At 66.2% G+C, this 14,697-nt stretch carries 15 protein-coding genes and 1 tRNA gene; 3 read left to right on the top strand and 13 right to left on the bottom strand.

Going from position 1 to position 14,697, the window contains the following annotated elements; genetic code table 11:
- The first annotated feature begins 34 nt into the window (after positions 1 to 34).
- On the top strand, positions 35 to 1,498 hold the full coding sequence (locus tag F8O08_RS05455; RefSeq protein ID WP_158042781.1) for a glutamyl-tRNA reductase: 1,464 nt from the start codon (positions 35 to 37) through the stop codon (positions 1,496 to 1,498).
- Between the two features lie 33 nt (positions 1,499 to 1,531).
- Here F8O08_RS05455 and F8O08_RS05450 read toward each other — a convergent pair whose 3' ends face one another.
- The 3 genes from F8O08_RS05450 to F8O08_RS05440 all read right to left on the bottom strand — a co-directional run bounded on the left by F8O08_RS05450 (position 1,532) and on the right by F8O08_RS05440 (position 4,760).
- The gene (locus tag F8O08_RS05450; RefSeq protein WP_158042780.1) at positions 1,532 to 2,302 is read right to left on the bottom strand and encodes a fumarylacetoacetate hydrolase family protein; all 771 of its coding nucleotides are present in this window, start codon (positions 2,300 to 2,302) and stop codon (positions 1,532 to 1,534) included.
- Between the two features lie 91 nt (positions 2,303 to 2,393).
- Positions 2,394 to 3,497 carry a branched-chain amino acid aminotransferase gene (locus F8O08_RS05445; RefSeq protein ID WP_225733581.1) on the bottom strand — a complete coding sequence of 368 codons (1,104 nt, stop codon included), beginning with the start codon at positions 3,495 to 3,497 and terminating at the stop codon, positions 2,394 to 2,396.
- A gap of 216 nt (positions 3,498 to 3,713) precedes the next feature.
- Positions 3,714 to 4,760: a 3-isopropylmalate dehydrogenase gene (locus F8O08_RS05440; RefSeq protein WP_225733580.1), complete on the bottom strand. Its 1,047-nt coding sequence runs from the start codon at positions 4,758 to 4,760 to the stop codon at positions 3,714 to 3,716.
- 151 nt (positions 4,761 to 4,911) lie between these two features.
- Here F8O08_RS05440 and F8O08_RS05435 point away from each other — a divergent pair, with 151 nt between their 5' ends.
- Positions 4,912 to 5,214, top strand: coding sequence for a rhodanese-like domain-containing protein (locus F8O08_RS05435; protein WP_158042778.1), 303 nt, complete (start codon positions 4,912 to 4,914; stop codon positions 5,212 to 5,214).
- Positions 5,215 to 5,240: 26 nt separating this feature from the next.
- Here F8O08_RS05435 and F8O08_RS05430 read toward each other — a convergent pair whose 3' ends face one another.
- From F8O08_RS05430 to F8O08_RS05385, 10 genes are all read right to left on the bottom strand, one after another.
- Positions 5,241 to 5,756, bottom strand: coding sequence for a hypothetical protein (locus tag F8O08_RS05430; protein WP_158042777.1), 516 nt, complete (start codon positions 5,754 to 5,756; stop codon positions 5,241 to 5,243).
- Positions 5,753 to 6,220, bottom strand: a complete 468-nt coding sequence (locus tag F8O08_RS05425) for a hypothetical protein (protein ID WP_158042776.1) — start codon at positions 6,218 to 6,220, stop codon at positions 5,753 to 5,755. Before F8O08_RS05425 ends, F8O08_RS05430 begins: the two co-directional genes overlap by 4 nt.
- Positions 6,221 to 6,457: 237 nt before the next feature.
- On the bottom strand, positions 6,458 to 7,498 hold the full coding sequence (gene ilvC / locus F8O08_RS05420) for a ketol-acid reductoisomerase (RefSeq protein WP_158031961.1): 1,041 nt from the start codon (positions 7,496 to 7,498) through the stop codon (positions 6,458 to 6,460).
- Positions 7,499 to 7,574: 76 nt separating this feature from the next.
- Positions 7,575 to 8,084, bottom strand: coding sequence for an acetolactate synthase small subunit (ilvN, locus tag F8O08_RS05415; protein ID WP_158031962.1), 510 nt, complete (start codon positions 8,082 to 8,084; stop codon positions 7,575 to 7,577).
- Positions 8,085 to 8,088: 4 nt separating this feature from the next.
- Positions 8,089 to 9,882, bottom strand: a complete 1,794-nt coding sequence (locus tag F8O08_RS05410) for an acetolactate synthase large subunit (protein ID WP_158037417.1) — start codon at positions 9,880 to 9,882, stop codon at positions 8,089 to 8,091.
- 258 nt (positions 9,883 to 10,140) lie between these two features.
- Positions 10,141 to 10,926 carry a trehalose-phosphatase gene (otsB, locus tag F8O08_RS05405; RefSeq protein ID WP_158042775.1) on the bottom strand — a complete coding sequence of 262 codons (786 nt, stop codon included), beginning with the start codon at positions 10,924 to 10,926 and terminating at the stop codon, positions 10,141 to 10,143.
- Positions 10,923 to 12,422 (bottom strand): alpha,alpha-trehalose-phosphate synthase (UDP-forming), encoded by a 1,500-nt coding sequence (locus F8O08_RS05400; RefSeq protein WP_158031965.1) that lies wholly within the window; start codon positions 12,420 to 12,422, stop codon positions 10,923 to 10,925. The genes otsB and F8O08_RS05400 overlap by 4 nt, the downstream gene beginning before the upstream one ends.
- Before the next feature lie 43 nt (positions 12,423 to 12,465).
- Positions 12,466 to 13,173 (bottom strand): SGNH/GDSL hydrolase family protein, encoded by a 708-nt coding sequence (locus F8O08_RS05395; protein WP_158042774.1) that lies wholly within the window; start codon positions 13,171 to 13,173, stop codon positions 12,466 to 12,468.
- A 54-nt stretch (positions 13,174 to 13,227) separates the two neighbouring features.
- A complete protein-coding gene (locus F8O08_RS05390; RefSeq protein ID WP_158037413.1) occupies positions 13,228 to 13,875 on the bottom strand; it encodes a DedA family protein in 648 nt (215 codons plus the stop codon).
- Between the two features lie 158 nt (positions 13,876 to 14,033).
- Positions 14,034 to 14,106, bottom strand: a tRNA-Lys gene (locus F8O08_RS05385).
- A gap of 87 nt (positions 14,107 to 14,193) precedes the next feature.
- On the opposite strand from F8O08_RS05385, the gene bcp reads away from it, so the two are divergent.
- Positions 14,194 to 14,685 (top strand): thioredoxin-dependent thiol peroxidase, encoded by a 492-nt coding sequence (gene bcp, locus F8O08_RS05380; RefSeq protein ID WP_158042773.1) that lies wholly within the window; start codon positions 14,194 to 14,196, stop codon positions 14,683 to 14,685.
- Positions 14,686 to 14,697 lie beyond the last annotated feature (12 nt).

Raw genomic sequence — 14,697 nt, 5'->3', positions numbered from 1 at the left:
AGAGAATTGACACCAAACGCCTAGAATGTCAGACGTGCTTCTCTGCGTGTCGTCCAGTCATAAAAACGCGCCGTTCTCCCTGCTCGAGGGACTTTCCGGCGCCGCTGACGCTGCGCTCACCCTCACGTCTCGAAACGAGTTCTTCAGTGGCGCCGTCGTCGTCGCCACCTGCAACCGCTTCGAGGCGTACCTCGATGTGCGCCAGCCCGAAGGGTCCGATCCCCGTCTCGCGGTGGTGGCCGCCTGGCAGGCGGTCTGTGCGCACACCGGTGTCGAATACGAAGATCTGAAGACCGGCAGTGCGGTCTATGTCGGCGATGCCGCCGCCCAGCATCTGTTCTCTGTGACTGCCGGGCTCGAGTCGCTGGTCGTCGGAGAGACAGAGATCTCTGGCCAAGTCGCCAACGCGCTCGAACACGCTCGCGAGATCGGCACCACGACCTCTGACCTTGAGCGGCTGTTCCAGACTGCAGCGAAGACCTCGCGCGATGTGAAGAATCAGACCAAGCTCGGCCGCATGGGCCGTTCGATCGTGCAGCTGGCGCTCGACCTCAGCGACAGCCGCATCGTGGATTGGTCGAAGCTGCGCGTGCTGCTGGTCGGCACCGGGCAGTACGCACGCGTCACCGTCGCCGCGCTGAAGACCCGCGGGGTCACAGACATCGCCGTGCACTCGGCCAGCGGCCGCGCCGAACACTTCGCCGAAATGCGCGAACTGCGCGCGGTCAAGCCAGAGCGCCTCACCCACGAGCTCGCCTGCGCCGACCTGATCGTTACCTGCACGACGTCGCCGCACACGGTGATCGACGCCGCACTCCTGCGCGCCAGCCGCACCGAGGCCGCCCACACCGGGGTGTCGCGGGCCGCAGTCGAGGCGACAGGCAGCGACGCAGACGCCACGGGGTGCCCTTTCGATCACGGCTCCGTCGGTTCCGTCGCAGCAGTGCCGAACCTGCCCGCGCGCCAGCTCGTCATCGACCTCGGTATGCCGCGCAACGTGGCCGTCGACGTCACCGACCTGCCCGAGGTGGAGCTGCTCGATCTCGAGACGATCAAGCTGCACGCGCCGCTGAGCGAGCTGAGATCGAGCGACGACGCACGTTCGCTCGTCGACGAGGCCGCACAGAGCTTTCACCAGCAGCGCAATCAACAGCGTGTGGGCCGCGGCCTCGCCCAACTGAAGGCGATGTTCTTCGACAAGCTCGATGCCGAGATCGAACGGTCACGACGCCATGAGCCGAGCCAGGCGAACACAGAGAAGGCCCTGCACCACTTGGTCGGAGTGCTGCTGAACACGTCGATGCAGCGTTCGCGCGACCTGGCGGCCGAAGATCGTCCGCACGATTTCGTCGATGCGCTCGAAGCGCTCTACGGCATCCAGGTAGACATGCCTGACGAAGACGCCGAGACCTGCGGCCGCTGCCCGATCGCGCATGAGCTGTTGGGGCCGCACACGCATCGTGCCGATGACGATGGCTCGCTGCGCTCGGTGAGCTGAGTCGGCAGAAGGCGGCCTGCAGACCGCCGCACCTCACAGTGCAGCGCGCACCGGGTTCGTGAGTTCGCCGATGCCCGTGGCCGCGACTGTCACGGTGTCTCCGGGCACGATCGGCCGCACCCCCGCAGGCGTTCCCGTCAGAATCACATCGCCCGGCAGAAGAGTGAACGCCTGGCTGATGAACTCCAGCAGGGTCGGCACATCGAAGATGAAGTCTTTCGTCTCGCCCGACTGCGCCGCCTCGCCGTTGATCGACGAGGTCACCGTCACCGCCGCCGGATCCAGCTCGGTCTCGATCACGGGGCCCAGCGGGCAGAACGTGTCCATTCCCTTTGCACGAGCCCACTGCCCGTCGCCCTGCTGCAGCGTGCGCGCGCTGACATCGTTGCCCAGCGTGTAGCCGAACACCGCCTTCTGCCAGTGCTCGCGTGGCAGGTTCTTCACGACCTTGCCGATCACGATCGCCAGCTCTGCCTCGGGCTCGACGGTTCCGGCGAACTCCGGAATCACGATCGGGTCGCCCGGGCCGACCACCGAGGTGTTCGGCTTGAAGAAAAGCAGCGGATGCGTCGGCACCGCGTTGCCCTTCTCGGCCGCGTGCGCAGCATAGTTGCGCCCCACCGCGATGACCTTCGAGCGAGGGATGACTGGAGCGAGCAGGTGCGCATCGGCAAGCGGAACGCGATCGCCCGTCGTGTCGTAGCCGGCGAACATCGGGTCTCCGCTGAGGACGACGATTTCGTCCCCGTCAATGATTCCGAATGCCGGGTCAGCGCCTTCGTGGCTGAAACGTGCGATCTTCATGCTTCACTCCATTGGTCAAGTCAGGCGGCGACACCTGCGCAGTTCGCACGAGTGCCGCCGCCTTCGGATGAGGGACTGACTCTTGAACGGCTCAGGCCAGACGCGTCAGCCAGCCGCGCTTGTCTTCGACGCGGCCGAACTGGATGTCAGTGAGTGCCTTGCGCAGACCCGAAGTGATCTTGCCAGCGGTCTCGGCCGGGGCTGCGATCGTGAAGTCCGGGCTGCGCAGCTCGGCGAGCGGGTTGATGACCGCTGCGGTGCCGCAGGCGAAGATCTCGGTGATCTCGCCCGAAGCCACGCCGTCGCGCCACCAGTCGAGCGACACCGAGGTCTCTTCGGTCTTCAGGCCGAACTCCTCTTCGGCGAGCTGCAGCACCGACTCGCGAGTCACACCGTGCAGAATCGATCCGGTGAGCTTCGGCGTGACCAGGCGGCCGTCCTTGGTCACGAACATGATGTTCATGCCGCCCAGCTCGTCGACGTTGGTGTGTGTCTCGGCGTCGAGGAAGAGCACCTGCGAGCAGCCGTTGCGGTAGGCCTCTTCCTGCGGCTCCAGGCTGGCGGCGTAGTTGCCGCCGCACTTGGCCTCGCCCGTGCCGCCCAGGGCCGCGCGCGAGAAGTCGGTCGACAGCCAGATGTTGACAGGCTTGACGCCGTCTTTGAAGTACGGCCCCGCCGGGCTGGCGATCAGCACGTACTTGACCTCATGCGCCGAGTGCACGCCGAGGAACACCTCGGTGGCGATCATGAACGGGCGCAGGTACAGGCTCTTCTCGCCCTCAGCGTCGGGCACCCAGTCGGCGTCGACCTCGACGAGCTCCTTCAGCGACTGCACGAAGGTGTCGACCGGCAGCTGCGGCAGCGCCAGGCGCTCGGCCGAGCGCTGAAAGCGGTGCGCGTTGCGGTCGGGACGGAACGTCCACACGCTGCCGTCTTCGTGGCGGAAGCCCTTCAGCCCCTCGAAGATCTCTTGTGCATAGTGAAAGACGCTCGCGGCAGGGTCAATCGACAGCGGCCCGTACGGCTGCACCTGTGCATCGTGCCAGCCCTCTTCGTGGTTGTAGTCGACGGTGACCATATGATCCGAGAAGTTCACGCCGAACCCCGGATCTTTCAGAATCTCGGTGCGCTTCGCCGCATCGGTGGGGTTCGTGGTCAGGTGCTTCGCGAAAGTCATCGCGTTCGTCTCGGTCATTTCGTCCTTCCTCAGAGAGGTCTACAGAGTTCTTGTCGTGGTGCAGCTGCCAGCTCGGGGATGGTGGAGCGCGGGGCGCACATGGGGCGCGATCGTGTCGCGCGAGGCGGCCTCGACGCCGCGCTCTCTATCGTACCGCGCATGACGCCAGGCCGCGGTACGCTCGCCCAGATCAGTCGGACCGAGGCCTGGCGGTGTGGTCGGGCGTGCCTGGGGTCAGGCGCGCAGTCGCGCGACGATCGCGTCGCCGATCTCGGCAGTCGAACGCACCGCATCCGCCCGCGACGCGGTGTCGACCCGTACCGCCTCGACGATGCGAGCGGCCGAGTCGGCATGCCCCTGCGTCTGCAGCATGAGGGCGACTGACAGGATCGCTGCGGTCGGGTCGGCCTTCTGCTGGCCGGCGATGTCGGGCGCAGAGCCGTGAATGGGTTCGAACATGCTGGGTGCGGTGCCGTCGGCGTTGATGTTGGCCGACGCCGCCAGCCCGATGCCGCCGGTGACCGCGGCAGCGAGGTCGGTGAGGATGTCGCCGAACAGGTTGTCGGTGACGATCACGTCGAAGCGTGCGGGGTCGGTCGTCAGGAAGATCGTGGCAGCATCGACGTGCAGATAGTCGTGGGTCACGTCGGGGAACTCGGCGGCGATCTCGTCGACCAGACGCTGCCACATGCCGCCGGCGTTCACGAGCACGTTCTTCTTGTGCACGAGCGTGACGTGATGACGCGGGCGCTTCGCCGCCGTCTCGAACGCGTAGCGGATCACCCGTGCCGCACCGAACGCCGTGTTCACCGAGACTTCGGTGGCGACCTCGTGCTCCGTGCCCACCCGGAGGGCTCCCCCGTTGCCCGTGTAGAGCCCCTCTGTGCCCTCGCGCACGACCACGAAGTCGATGTCGCCGGGGTTCGAGAGCGGCGAGCGCACACCCGGGAAGAGCTCGACCGGGCGCAGGTTGACGTACTGGTCGAACGCGAAGCGCAGCCTGAGCAGCAGGCCGCGCTCGAGCACGCCGGCGGGCACACGGCGCGGATCGCCGACGGCACCGAGCAGCAGTGCGTCGTGCTGACGCAGTTCGTCCAGAGTCTCGGCGGCGAGCACCTCGCCGGTTCGCTCATAGCGGCGTGCACCCAGATCGTAGTCAGTCGTGGCGAAGGCGAACCCGTCTGCGGCGGCGACCGCGTTGAGCACTTTGAGCCCCTCGGCGACCACCTCTGGCCCGATGCCGTCACCGGCGATGACTCCGAGATCGATCTGTGTGCTCACCGTTTCCTCCTCAGCATTGACCCGCGAACAGGGCGCTGCAGCGCCTCCGGGCATGATGTGTTCCAGCCTAGCCGCAGCGCAGGTACAGTGTCAGAACAGACAGATCACTGAATCGGCGCGCGGCGCGCGGATTCGCACACGAGGAGTCACCATGGTCGAGCAGATCACCCCGCAGCAGGCACTCGAACGGCAGCAGGCCGGCGCCGTCATTCTCGATGTGCGCGAGACCGACGAATTCGCTGCGGGTCATGCGACGGGCGCGGTGAACATCCCGCTCTCCGAGCTGCAGTCGCGTCTGGGCGACGTGCCCGACGCCGACGATCTGCTGGTCATCTGTCAGGCCGGCGGACGCTCACAGCAGGCCGCGCTCTGGCTCGATCAGCAGGGCGTCGCCGCCGCGAACGTCAGCGGCGGCACATTCGCCTGGGCCTCGGAGGGCCTGCCCGTCGACTGAACGAGGCTCACCTCAGCCGCTTCGGCTCAGTCGCCGAAGAGCAGGTGCGAGAGCACGATGTCGTTGACCTGCGGGTTGGCCATCACCAGCTGCTGCACCGAGATCATGATCAGCGGCACGATCGCCCACCCGGTCGCATAGGCCAGCAGACGACGCCACCAGGTCATGCCACGAGTGATCCACCACGCCGCGGCCAGCAACGCGAGCGGCACGACGAGGCCGACCAGCAGCAGCGTCCATCTGACCCAGCCGAGGCCGCCGAAGACGGCCTGCCAGCCGGTGTCTGAGTTCGCGAATGCGAACGCGAACGCCTGCCACACCGGGTAGGCGAAGAGCACCGCCGCCAGCACGCCCCAGAGTGCGTCTGAGACGCGGATGCTCAGACCGCCCGGCTGTTCGGCTGCGGCCCCAGCATGATCGGCGTTCGACTGCCCGCCGAGCCGCTGGACGTCATCGCCGAGCACAGCGGTGTCGACGCGGTCAGTGCTGCTGCGGTTCATGCTCGCACCACTCGTCTCGTTCAGTTCGTCGCCGGTGTTCACTGTGCGCCTCCGTTGCTCGCGGTGATCAGTGTGATGATCCAGGGCCACGGTGCCAGCAGCACCAGCCCCAGCACCAGCCAGAGCGTCTGCCAGTACCAGCGGCGGCCGCGCACGAAGAAGAAGGCGAACACGACCCACAGAGCGGGGCCGGCGAGACCCAGCAGCAACTGCGCGCGGTCGATGCCGTCGAGCAGAGGCTGCGGCGGGGTCGAGAGGCGCTTGAGCAGAATCGTCACCCACGAGATCGTGTAGACGAGAAAGACGCCGAGAATCGCGCCATACCCGACGAGCACGCCGGAGGGCAGCTGGTCGATCGCGGCGAGTGCGCTGCGGTCTTCTTCGACCACCGGCACCTCGTCATACTCTGTCGATCGGCCTCCCGGGACGACGGCCGACGTATCGAGCCGGTCTGACTCCCAGACGAGCGCCTCGTCGTCGGTGCCGTCGCGTTCTTTGTCACCCATGCTGTCAGGCCTCGCCATCTCCGGTTGTGCGAACGTCATCTTGTCGGGCGTGATCTGCCCGAGCGTCCGCCCTCAATGATACCGATCCGTGGCACGGCACGGTCGAGCTGCCAGTGCACCCGAGACGACCACGTCTGCAGAGACGACTGAGGGCCGCCCGAAACGAGTTCGGACGGCCCTCAGGGTCTGCGTCACCTCATCTGTACGCGGAGGAGGTCACATGGTGAGCAGCGCGGATCAGGCGTGGCGGTCGACCTGTCCCTCGACGTAGTCGGCGTCGATCTCGGCGTTCGACCACGAGAACAGCTTGCGCAGCCCCTTGCCGGTCGCCTCGATCGGGTGCTCCTGGCCCTCGGCGCGGAACTTCTTGAACTCCGGAGCGCCCGCCGCCTGGTCGGCCATGAAACGCTCGGCGAAGGCACCCGACTGAATGTCGGCGAGCACCTCTTTCATGTGCTCCTTGACGCTGGCGTCGATGACGCGCGGGCCTGACACGTAGTCGCCGTACTCGGCGGTGTCAGAGATCGACCAGCGCATCTTGGCGATGCCGCCCTCGTTGATCAGGTCGACGATGAGCTTCATCTCGTGGCAGACCTCGAAATACGCGATCTCGGGCTGGTAGCCGGCCTCGGTCAGGGTCTCGAAGCCGCTCTGGATGAGCTTCGACAGGCCGCCGCAGAGCACAGCCTGCTCGCCGAAGAGGTCAGACTCGGTCTCTTCTTTGAACGTGGTCTTGATGGCGCCTGCTCTGGTGCCGCCGATGCCCTTGCCGTATGAGAGGGCGGTCTCGAAGGCCTTGCCCGACTCGTCGTTCTCGACGGCGACCAGGATCGGCACGCCACGACCGGCTTCGTACTCGCGACGCACGGTGTGTCCCGGGCCCTTCGGAGCGATCATGACGACGTCGACGCCCTTCGGCGCCTGAATGTAGCCGAAGCGCACGTTGAAGCCGTGAGCGAAGAGCAGGGTCTTGCCCTCTGAGAGGTTCGGCTCGATCTCGTTCTTGTAGATGTCGGCCTGGTACTGGTCGGGAGCGAGCACGACGATGAGGTCGGCCCACTTGGTCGCCTCTGCGTTGTCGAGCACCTCGAAGCCGAGCTCCTCGACGCGAGAGCGCGTCTCTGAGCCCTCGCGCAGGGCGACCTTCACCTCGACGCCCGAGTCACGAAGGTTCAGCGCATGCGCGTGGCCCTGTGAGCCGAAGCCGATGACGGCGACTTTCTTGCCCTGGATGATGGTCAGATCGGCATCGTCGTCATAGAAGATCTCTGCTGCCATGGTGTTACTCCATTTCTGTTGTGTGGATGCGGTCGGAAGGTGAGTCTGTCGGGTCGCTGCCCGAGGGTGGCCGGGGTCAGCCACGGGTGACGCGGTCGGTCATCGACCGGGGGCCGCGCGAGATCGCAAGCAGGCCGGACTGCACCAGCTCGCGGATGCCGTACTGCTCGAGCAGTTTGAGCAGTGCGCGGTTCTTCGCGGCGTCGCCGGTCACCTCGACGACGACGGCGTCCTGGCTGACGTCGACGATGCGGGCGCGGAAGAGCTCGACGATCTCGACGATCTGCGAGCGGGTGCCGGGATCGGCCTTGACCTTCACCAGCATGTGCTCGCGAAGCACCGAGGTCTCGTCTTCGAGCTCGACGATCTTGATCACGTTCACCAGCTTGTTCAGCTGCTTGGTCACCTGCTCGAGCGGCTGACGCTCGACGTTCACGACCACGGTCATGCGCGAGAACCCCTCGACCTCGCACTGCCCCACGGCGAGCGAGTCGATGTTGAACGCACGCCGGGCGAAGAGCCCCGCGACTCGGGTCAGCAGGCCGGGGGTGTCCTCGACCAGCATTGAGAGCACATGCTTGCTCATCAGATCACTCCTCGCCTTCGAATGCCGGTGACTCGTCTTTCGCATACTGGATGAAGTCGTTGCTGACTCCCTGCGGCACCATCGGCCACACCATGGCGTCGGCCGAGACCACGAAGTCGATCACCACGGGCCGGTCGTCGACCGACAGCGCCCACTCGATCGCCGCATCCACCTCGTCTTCACTCTCGACGCGGCGCGCAGCACAGCCGTACGCCTCGGCGAGCTTGACGAAGTCGGGCACTCGTTCTGAGCCGTGACCGGTGTGCAGCTCGGTGTTCGAGAAGCGCTTGTCGTAGAACAGCGACTGCCACTGTTTGACCATGCCCAGCGACGAGTTGTTGATGATCGCCACCTTGATGGGGATGCCCTCGAGCACACAGGTCGCGAGCTCCTGATTGGTCATCTGGAAGCAGCCGTCGCCGTCGATCGCCCAGACCACTCGGTCGGGCTGCGCCACCTTCGCACCCATCGCTGCGGGCACGCCGTAGCCCATGGTGCCGGCGCCGCCCGAGTTGAGGAACGAGTTCGGGCGCTCGTACTTGATGAACTGTGCGGCCCACATCTGGTGCTGGCCGACGCCCACGGCGTAGACGGCCTCTGGGCCGGTGAGCTCGCCGATGCGCTGAATGACGTGCTGCGGCGCGATCAGACCGTCGGTGGGCTGGGTGAAGCCGAGCGGATAGTCTTCGCGCAGCTTGTTGAGATGCTCCCACCAATGTGTGAGATCGGGGGTGTGCTCAGAGGTCTCGGCCTCGTACTCGGGCACGAGCTGGTCGAGCACCTGACGCAGATCGCCGACGATCGGCACATCGGCGTGCCTGATCTTCGAGATCTCGGCCGGGTCGATGTCGACGTGCACGACCTTGGCCAGCGGCGCGAAGGTCTTGGCGTTGCCCGTGACGCGGTCGTCGAAGCGAGCACCGAGGCTGACGATGAGGTCGGCCTGCTGCAGGGCGAGCACAGCAGGCACGGTGCCGTGCATGCCGGGCATGCCGAGGTTCTGCGGGTGCGAGTCGGGAAACGCACCGCGGGCCATCAGCGTGGTCACGACCGGCGCATGGGAGGCCTCTGCGAGCGCTGTGAGTTCGGCGGATGCTCCGCTGCGGATGACGCCGCCGCCGACGTAGAGCACGGGACGCTGGGCGTTCGCGAGCAGCTGTGCCGCTGCCTGCACCTGGCGGCCGTGCGGCTGCGTCGCCGGGTGGTAGCCGGGCAGGGTGATCTGCGGCGGCCAGCTGAAGTCGGCGAGCCCCTGCTGGGCGTCTTTGCTGATGTCGACGAGCACCGGACCAGGGCGACCTGTGCTGGCGATCTCATAGGCCGCAGCGAGCGCCGGTGCGACCTCGTCTGCGCTGCGCACGAGGAAGGCGTGCTTGGTGATGGGCATCGTGATGCCGACGATGTCGGCCTCTTGGAACGCGTCGGTGCCGATCAGCGCCGAGAAGACCTGACCCGTGATCGCGATCATCGGCACGGAATCCATATAGGCGTCGCCGATCGCAGTCACCAGGTTGGTGGCACCGGGCCCTGAGGTCGCCAGACACACGCCGACCGTCTGACCGGCCGTTGCGTACCCTTCGGCCGCATGCCCGGCGCCCTGCTCATGACGCACGAGGTAGTGCCGCAGCCCCTTGGCGTCCATCAGCGGGTCGTAGGTCGGAAGAATGGCGCCGCCGGGCAGCCCGAACACGTCGGTGACACCGAGCTTCTTCAGCGAGGCGATGAGAATCTCCGCCCCGGTGAGATCGCGCTCTTGCACGGTGGGTGTCGGTTTCGGTGTGGGAGCCATGCCTGTCATTCCTCGATCATGATTCGTTGGTTGTCGCCATCGTGCGGCAAGTCAGAAGAAGAACCCGAGTTCATCGGGAAGGGGACGCAGGGGCGAGCTGCGCGATGAGCCTGCGAGCGTATCGTCTCTGCGGTGCACCCCTGTTCAGAGCGTCTGCCATGGTTCGGCGACGCGATCTGTCTCAGCGGCCGATCAGATGGGTTGCATCGATCAGGCCTGCGACATTCAACGCTAGCACACGCAGTGGGGTCGTTCGCACCGCGACGGTCACCGGGCAAGGGCGAGATACCGTCGTCGCCGCGAGGCCATGGTGAGCAGCACGCCCGCGAGCGCCCGAGGGCCCGCCACGGTGAACTCGGCAGCTGTTCGCCCCTCGCCCACGTGGACGCCGACGTCGCCGTCGTGCAGCACGCGGAACACGTCTTCGTCGGTGCGGTCGTCGCCCGCGTAGAAGACGACGGTTGCGCCGGTGTGCGCGCGCAGCTGCTCGATCGCGTCGCCTTTGTTCGTCTCGCGCAGCGAGAACTCGAGCACGTCATGGCCGGTGAGCACACGTGCGACGGGCAGCTCTGCGGCGACTCGCTCACGGGCCAGCCGCTGCAGTCGTTCGGCTTCTGCACGGCCGACGCTGCGGGTGTGCAGCACCGCGCCGACTGGCTTGTGCTCGACCCAGGCACCATGCACGCCTGTCACCAGATCTTCGAGCGTCGAACTCAGGCGGCTCACGTCGCGGATCGTCCCGGTGCTGAGCGGGCTGGGATCGGGCACGCCGCTGTCGAGCTGGATCTGCGCACCGTGTGACCCCACCAGGAGCATGCCCGGAGGGGCGTCGCTGACCGCACGCAGCGACTCGAGAGCGCGCCCCGAGACGTACGCGACATCGGTATGCGGCAGCTGCCAGAGCTGGATGACGGCGAGATGCGAGTCAGCCAGTGACCGGGAGTCTGCGGGATTGTCGGTGAAGGGCGCGACCGTGCCGTCGAAGTCCAGAGCGATCAGCAGTCTCTCAGTCTCTGTGATGCGCTGCAGAGCGGCGTCGAGTTCGGGCGTCATGCGCGAGTCTCCGGCGTTGCGCCTTCAGGCGCGTCGTCACTCTGCGCACGATTGTCAGCGCTGACCTCGCGCAGCCGAGCCAGGAAGGCATCCGACCAGCGCTCGACGTTGTCTTCGCGCACGTGCCGCCGCATGATGCGCATGCGCCGGGCCACCTCGGCCTCGGGCATCTGCATCGCATCCACGATGGCCTGTTTGAGCCCGTCGATGTCATGGGGGTTGATCAGCAGAGCAGTCTTCAGCTCGTCGCTGGCGCCGGCGAACTCGCTGAGCACCAGCACGGCGTCGTTGTCGACGTGCGTTGCCACGAACTCCTTGGCGACCAGATTCATGCCGTCACGCAGGGCCGTCACCAGCAGGATGTCTGCGGCGAGGTAGAACGCCGCCATCTCACGTCGCGGAAAGCTGCGGTGCAGATACTGGATCGCGGGCCGGCCGATGGTGCTGTGATCGCCGTTGATGCGGGCGACCGACAGCTCGATGTCATCGCGCAGGCGCTTGTAGGTCTCGACGCGTTCGCGGCTCGGCACGGCGATCTGGATCAGCGTGGTGTCTTCGACGTCGACGCGCCCTTCGTCGAGCAGCTCGCCGTAGGCCTTGAGCCGATGACGGATGCCCTTCGTATAGTCGAGTCGGTCGATGCCGAGCAGCACACGATGAGGATCGCCCAGGTCTCGGCGGATCTGCCGCGCGCGCTCCTGCACCTCGGGATCTTCGCCGAGCTGCTCGAACTCGTCGGCGTCGATCGAGATCGGGTAGTCGTGAAAGGCCGCGACATGCCCGCTGCCGCCGTCGAGCTCGGCCGGAACGTCGATCTGGCCGCGCCGAACCGTGATGCCCAGCAGCGTGCGCACGGCACGGGCGAAGTTGCGCGCGTCTTCGCTGCGCTGAAAGCCGATCAGGTCTGCGCCGAGCAGCCCCTCAAGAATCTGGCGACGCCAGGGCAGCTGGGCGAAGAGACCGTAGGACGGGAACGGAATGTGGTTGAAGAACCCGATGCTCAGATCTGGCCGGATGCGACGCAGAATGCGCGGCACCAGCTGCAGCTGGTAGTCCTGCACCCACACCGTCGCCCCAGAGCTCGCGATGTCGGCCACGCGGGCGGCGAAGCGCTCGTTGACCGATTTGTAGGAGTCCCACCACACCCGGTGGTAGAGCGGCGGCGCGATCACATCGTGGTAGAGCGGCCAGAGCGTCGCGTTCGAGAAGCCCTCGTAATAGCTTTCGAGTTCCGTCTCGCTGAGACTGACCGGGTAGACGTGGAACGACCCGCCGCGCGATCCCCCCTCGGCGACGAACGGCTCGAACTCTTCGTCCGGCACGCCGGGCCAGCCGACCCAGGCTCCGTTCGAGAGCTCCATGACCGGTTCGAGTGCGGTGACCAGACCGCCCGGCGAGCGCCGCCATCCCGGATTTCCGTCAGAGTCGACGGTGCGGTCGACCGGCAGTCGGTTCGAGACGACGATCAGGTCGAATTTCTCCGCGGGTGTGCTCATGCCGTCTCCCTCGCGTCAGTTGCCTTCATGGTAGCTCACCCAGTCATCCGACCGGTTCGGCACCGAGGTAGACCTCGGCCAGGTCGTCGACGAGCTGATCGGTTCCTGCCTGGTATCCGCTCTGGTTCGGATGCGTTCCGTCACCGCGGTACCGGGTCACCCACCTGCCCTCGTCGTCGCGCGCCGAACGCCAAGGGTCGACCACGCTCCAGCCGCGATCTCCGGCGAGATCTCTCAGCTGGTCGTTGAAGTCGAGGGCGGCCTGGGGCGAAGCGTTCGAGGGCGGGATCATGGCCACCGAGACCCGGTCCAGATGCACGGCGTCGGCGATGCGACCGATCGAGACGCTGCTGTCGTCAAAGACCGTCTTGGCGGCGACGTCGTTCGTGCCCGCCATGATGAGCAGGGCATCGGCACCGCTGACCGGCTTCGCGGAGCGCGCCATGTCGGCGGTCGTCGCACCGACCTTCGACCAGCCGCCCAAGAACTGCAGTGCGCCGAGGTCGACGGTGTCGTGCCAGTCGCCGTTGACGTTCGCCCCGGTCAGCTGGCCGACGACGCCCACACTGAGGGAGTCGCCCACCACGGCCAGATGCACGGTGTCGCTCGGAGCGTAGCCACCGAAGGTGCGCAGCGGCAGATTGCGAAAGTGACCAGGCTCGACGCCGTCAGCGCTGCACCCGGCGAGTGTGAGCATCCCCGTTGCCAGTGCCGCACTCAGGAACGCACGTCTGCTCGGGTCGCTGGTCACGTCACCAGCCTAACCGCGTTGCGGAGCCGAGACCGCATCGACGCCCACGGCAGGTCAGTCGCGTGTGCGACGCGACGCGCGCACCTTCCACACCACGAATGCGACGATCACCACCAGCACCACGGCGATGACGACCCACTGGAACGCGCCGACATATTCTTCGACGAGGCCGTAGTTCTCGCCGAGCGCATAGCCTGCGAGAACGAGCACCGTGTTCCAGATCAGCGAGCCGAATGCGGTCAGCGGAATGAACACGATCAGACGCATGCGCTCTATGCCCGCCGGAATCGAGATCAGGCTGCGGAAGATCGGCACCAGGCGCCCGAAGAAGACCGTCATGCGGCCGTGTCTCACGAACCACTGCTCAGTGCGCTCGATGTCGCTGACGCTGATCAGCGGCACTTTGGCGGCCAGACGGATGAAGCGTTCGCGCCCGAGCCACGCTCCCAGAGCGTAGAGGGCGATCGCACCGACGACCGAGCCCACCGTGGCCCAGACGATCACGGCCACGAGGTTCAGCGACCCCTGCGACGCGGCGAAGCCTGCCAAGGGCAGGATGGCCTCGCTGGGGATCGGAGGAAAGAGGTTCTCGGCTGCCACCAGGACGGCGACGCCGAACGCCCCGAGTGCGTCCATGATCGTGGTGATGAATCCGGCGAAGGCCCCCAGCTCTGGGGTTGAGTCTGCGGCAGCGAACAGCATGGTGCACCATCTCTCGTTGTCGAACGCGACTTCGGCGGGCCGATGTTGGAGCACGCTGCTCGACGACACTCGGTCGCGCGGGTTCGGCTCGGCGACGATGCGCGGCGGTACCCGGTGACGAAAAAACCCGGAGACACGAGGTCTCCGGGTTCCCCTTGTGCGCCCCCTGGGACTTGAACCCAGAACCCGCTGATTAAGAGTCAGCTGCTCTGCCAATTGAGCTAGAGGCGCATGTTGTGCTCGCTTGAGCCAAGAGAAGACATTAGCACAGTGCGCATGCATGTCACAACTCAGCTGACAGTGTCTAGAATCGCTCGCATGAGCACCGCACAGAACCATCCCGAACGCCTGCAGGCCGGCACACCGGCACCTGACTTCACGCTGCCCGACGCCGACGGCCGCCCCGTCTCACTGCACGACCTGCGTGGGCACAAAGTCATCGTGTACTTCTACCCTGCCGCCGAGACTCCCGGCTGCACCAAGGAGGCCTGTGACTTCCGCGACAGCATCGCGTCGCTGCAGGCTGCGGGCTACACGGTTCTGGGCGTCTCGAAAGACGCCCAGTCCAAACTGCAGCGTTTTCGAGAGCACCACGAACTGCCGTTCGCACTGCTCAGCGACCCCGATCTGACAGTGCACAGGGCCTATGGCGCCTATGGCGTCAAGAAGCTCTACGGCAAAGAGGTCACCGGCGTGATTCGCTCGACCTTCGTGATCGACGAGACCGGTGAGCTGACACTGGCGCGCTACAATGTGCGCGCGACCGGGCATGTCGCCTCACTGCGCAGGGCGCTGAAGCTCGACGCCTGACCGGGCGCCGGC

It is taken from the genome of Pseudoclavibacter sp. CFCC 13611, from assembly GCF_008831225.1.
GTDB lineage: Bacteria > Actinomycetota > Actinomycetes > Actinomycetales > Microbacteriaceae > Pseudoclavibacter_A.
The sequence above is the reverse complement of the archived record's forward strand: the minus strand, read 5'-3'. Positions and strand labels throughout refer to the sequence as shown.

Excerpts from the sequence above, each read along its gene's own strand:
- F8O08_RS05435 (WP_158042778.1), top strand. The coding sequence starts at position 4,912 with ATGGTCGAGCAGATCACCCCGCAGCAGGCACTCGAACGGCAGCAGGCC.
- otsB (WP_158042775.1), bottom strand. The coding sequence starts at position 10,926 with ATGACGCCCGAACTCGACGCCGCTCTGCAGCGCATCACAGAGACTGAG.
- bcp (WP_158042773.1), top strand. The coding sequence starts at position 14,194 with ATGAGCACCGCACAGAACCATCCCGAACGCCTGCAGGCCGGCACACCG.
- F8O08_RS05400 (WP_158031965.1), bottom strand. The coding sequence starts at position 12,422 with ATGAGCACACCCGCGGAGAAATTCGACCTGATCGTCGTCTCGAACCGA.
- ilvC (WP_158031961.1), bottom strand. The coding sequence starts at position 7,498 with ATGGCAGCAGAGATCTTCTATGACGACGATGCCGATCTGACCATCATC.
- F8O08_RS05425 (WP_158042776.1), bottom strand. The coding sequence starts at position 6,220 with ATGGGTGACAAAGAACGCGACGGCACCGACGACGAGGCGCTCGTCTGG.
- F8O08_RS05410 (WP_158037417.1), bottom strand. The coding sequence starts at position 9,882 with ATGACAGGCATGGCTCCCACACCGAAACCGACACCCACCGTGCAAGAG.
- F8O08_RS05445 (WP_225733581.1), bottom strand. The coding sequence starts at position 3,497 with ATGACCGAGACGAACGCGATGACTTTCGCGAAGCACCTGACCACGAAC.
- F8O08_RS05450 (WP_158042780.1), bottom strand. The coding sequence starts at position 2,302 with ATGAAGATCGCACGTTTCAGCCACGAAGGCGCTGACCCGGCATTCGGA.
- ilvN (WP_158031962.1), bottom strand. The coding sequence starts at position 8,084 with ATGAGCAAGCATGTGCTCTCAATGCTGGTCGAGGACACCCCCGGCCTG.
- F8O08_RS05390 (WP_158037413.1), bottom strand. The coding sequence starts at position 13,875 with ATGCTGTTCGCTGCCGCAGACTCAACCCCAGAGCTGGGGGCCTTCGCC.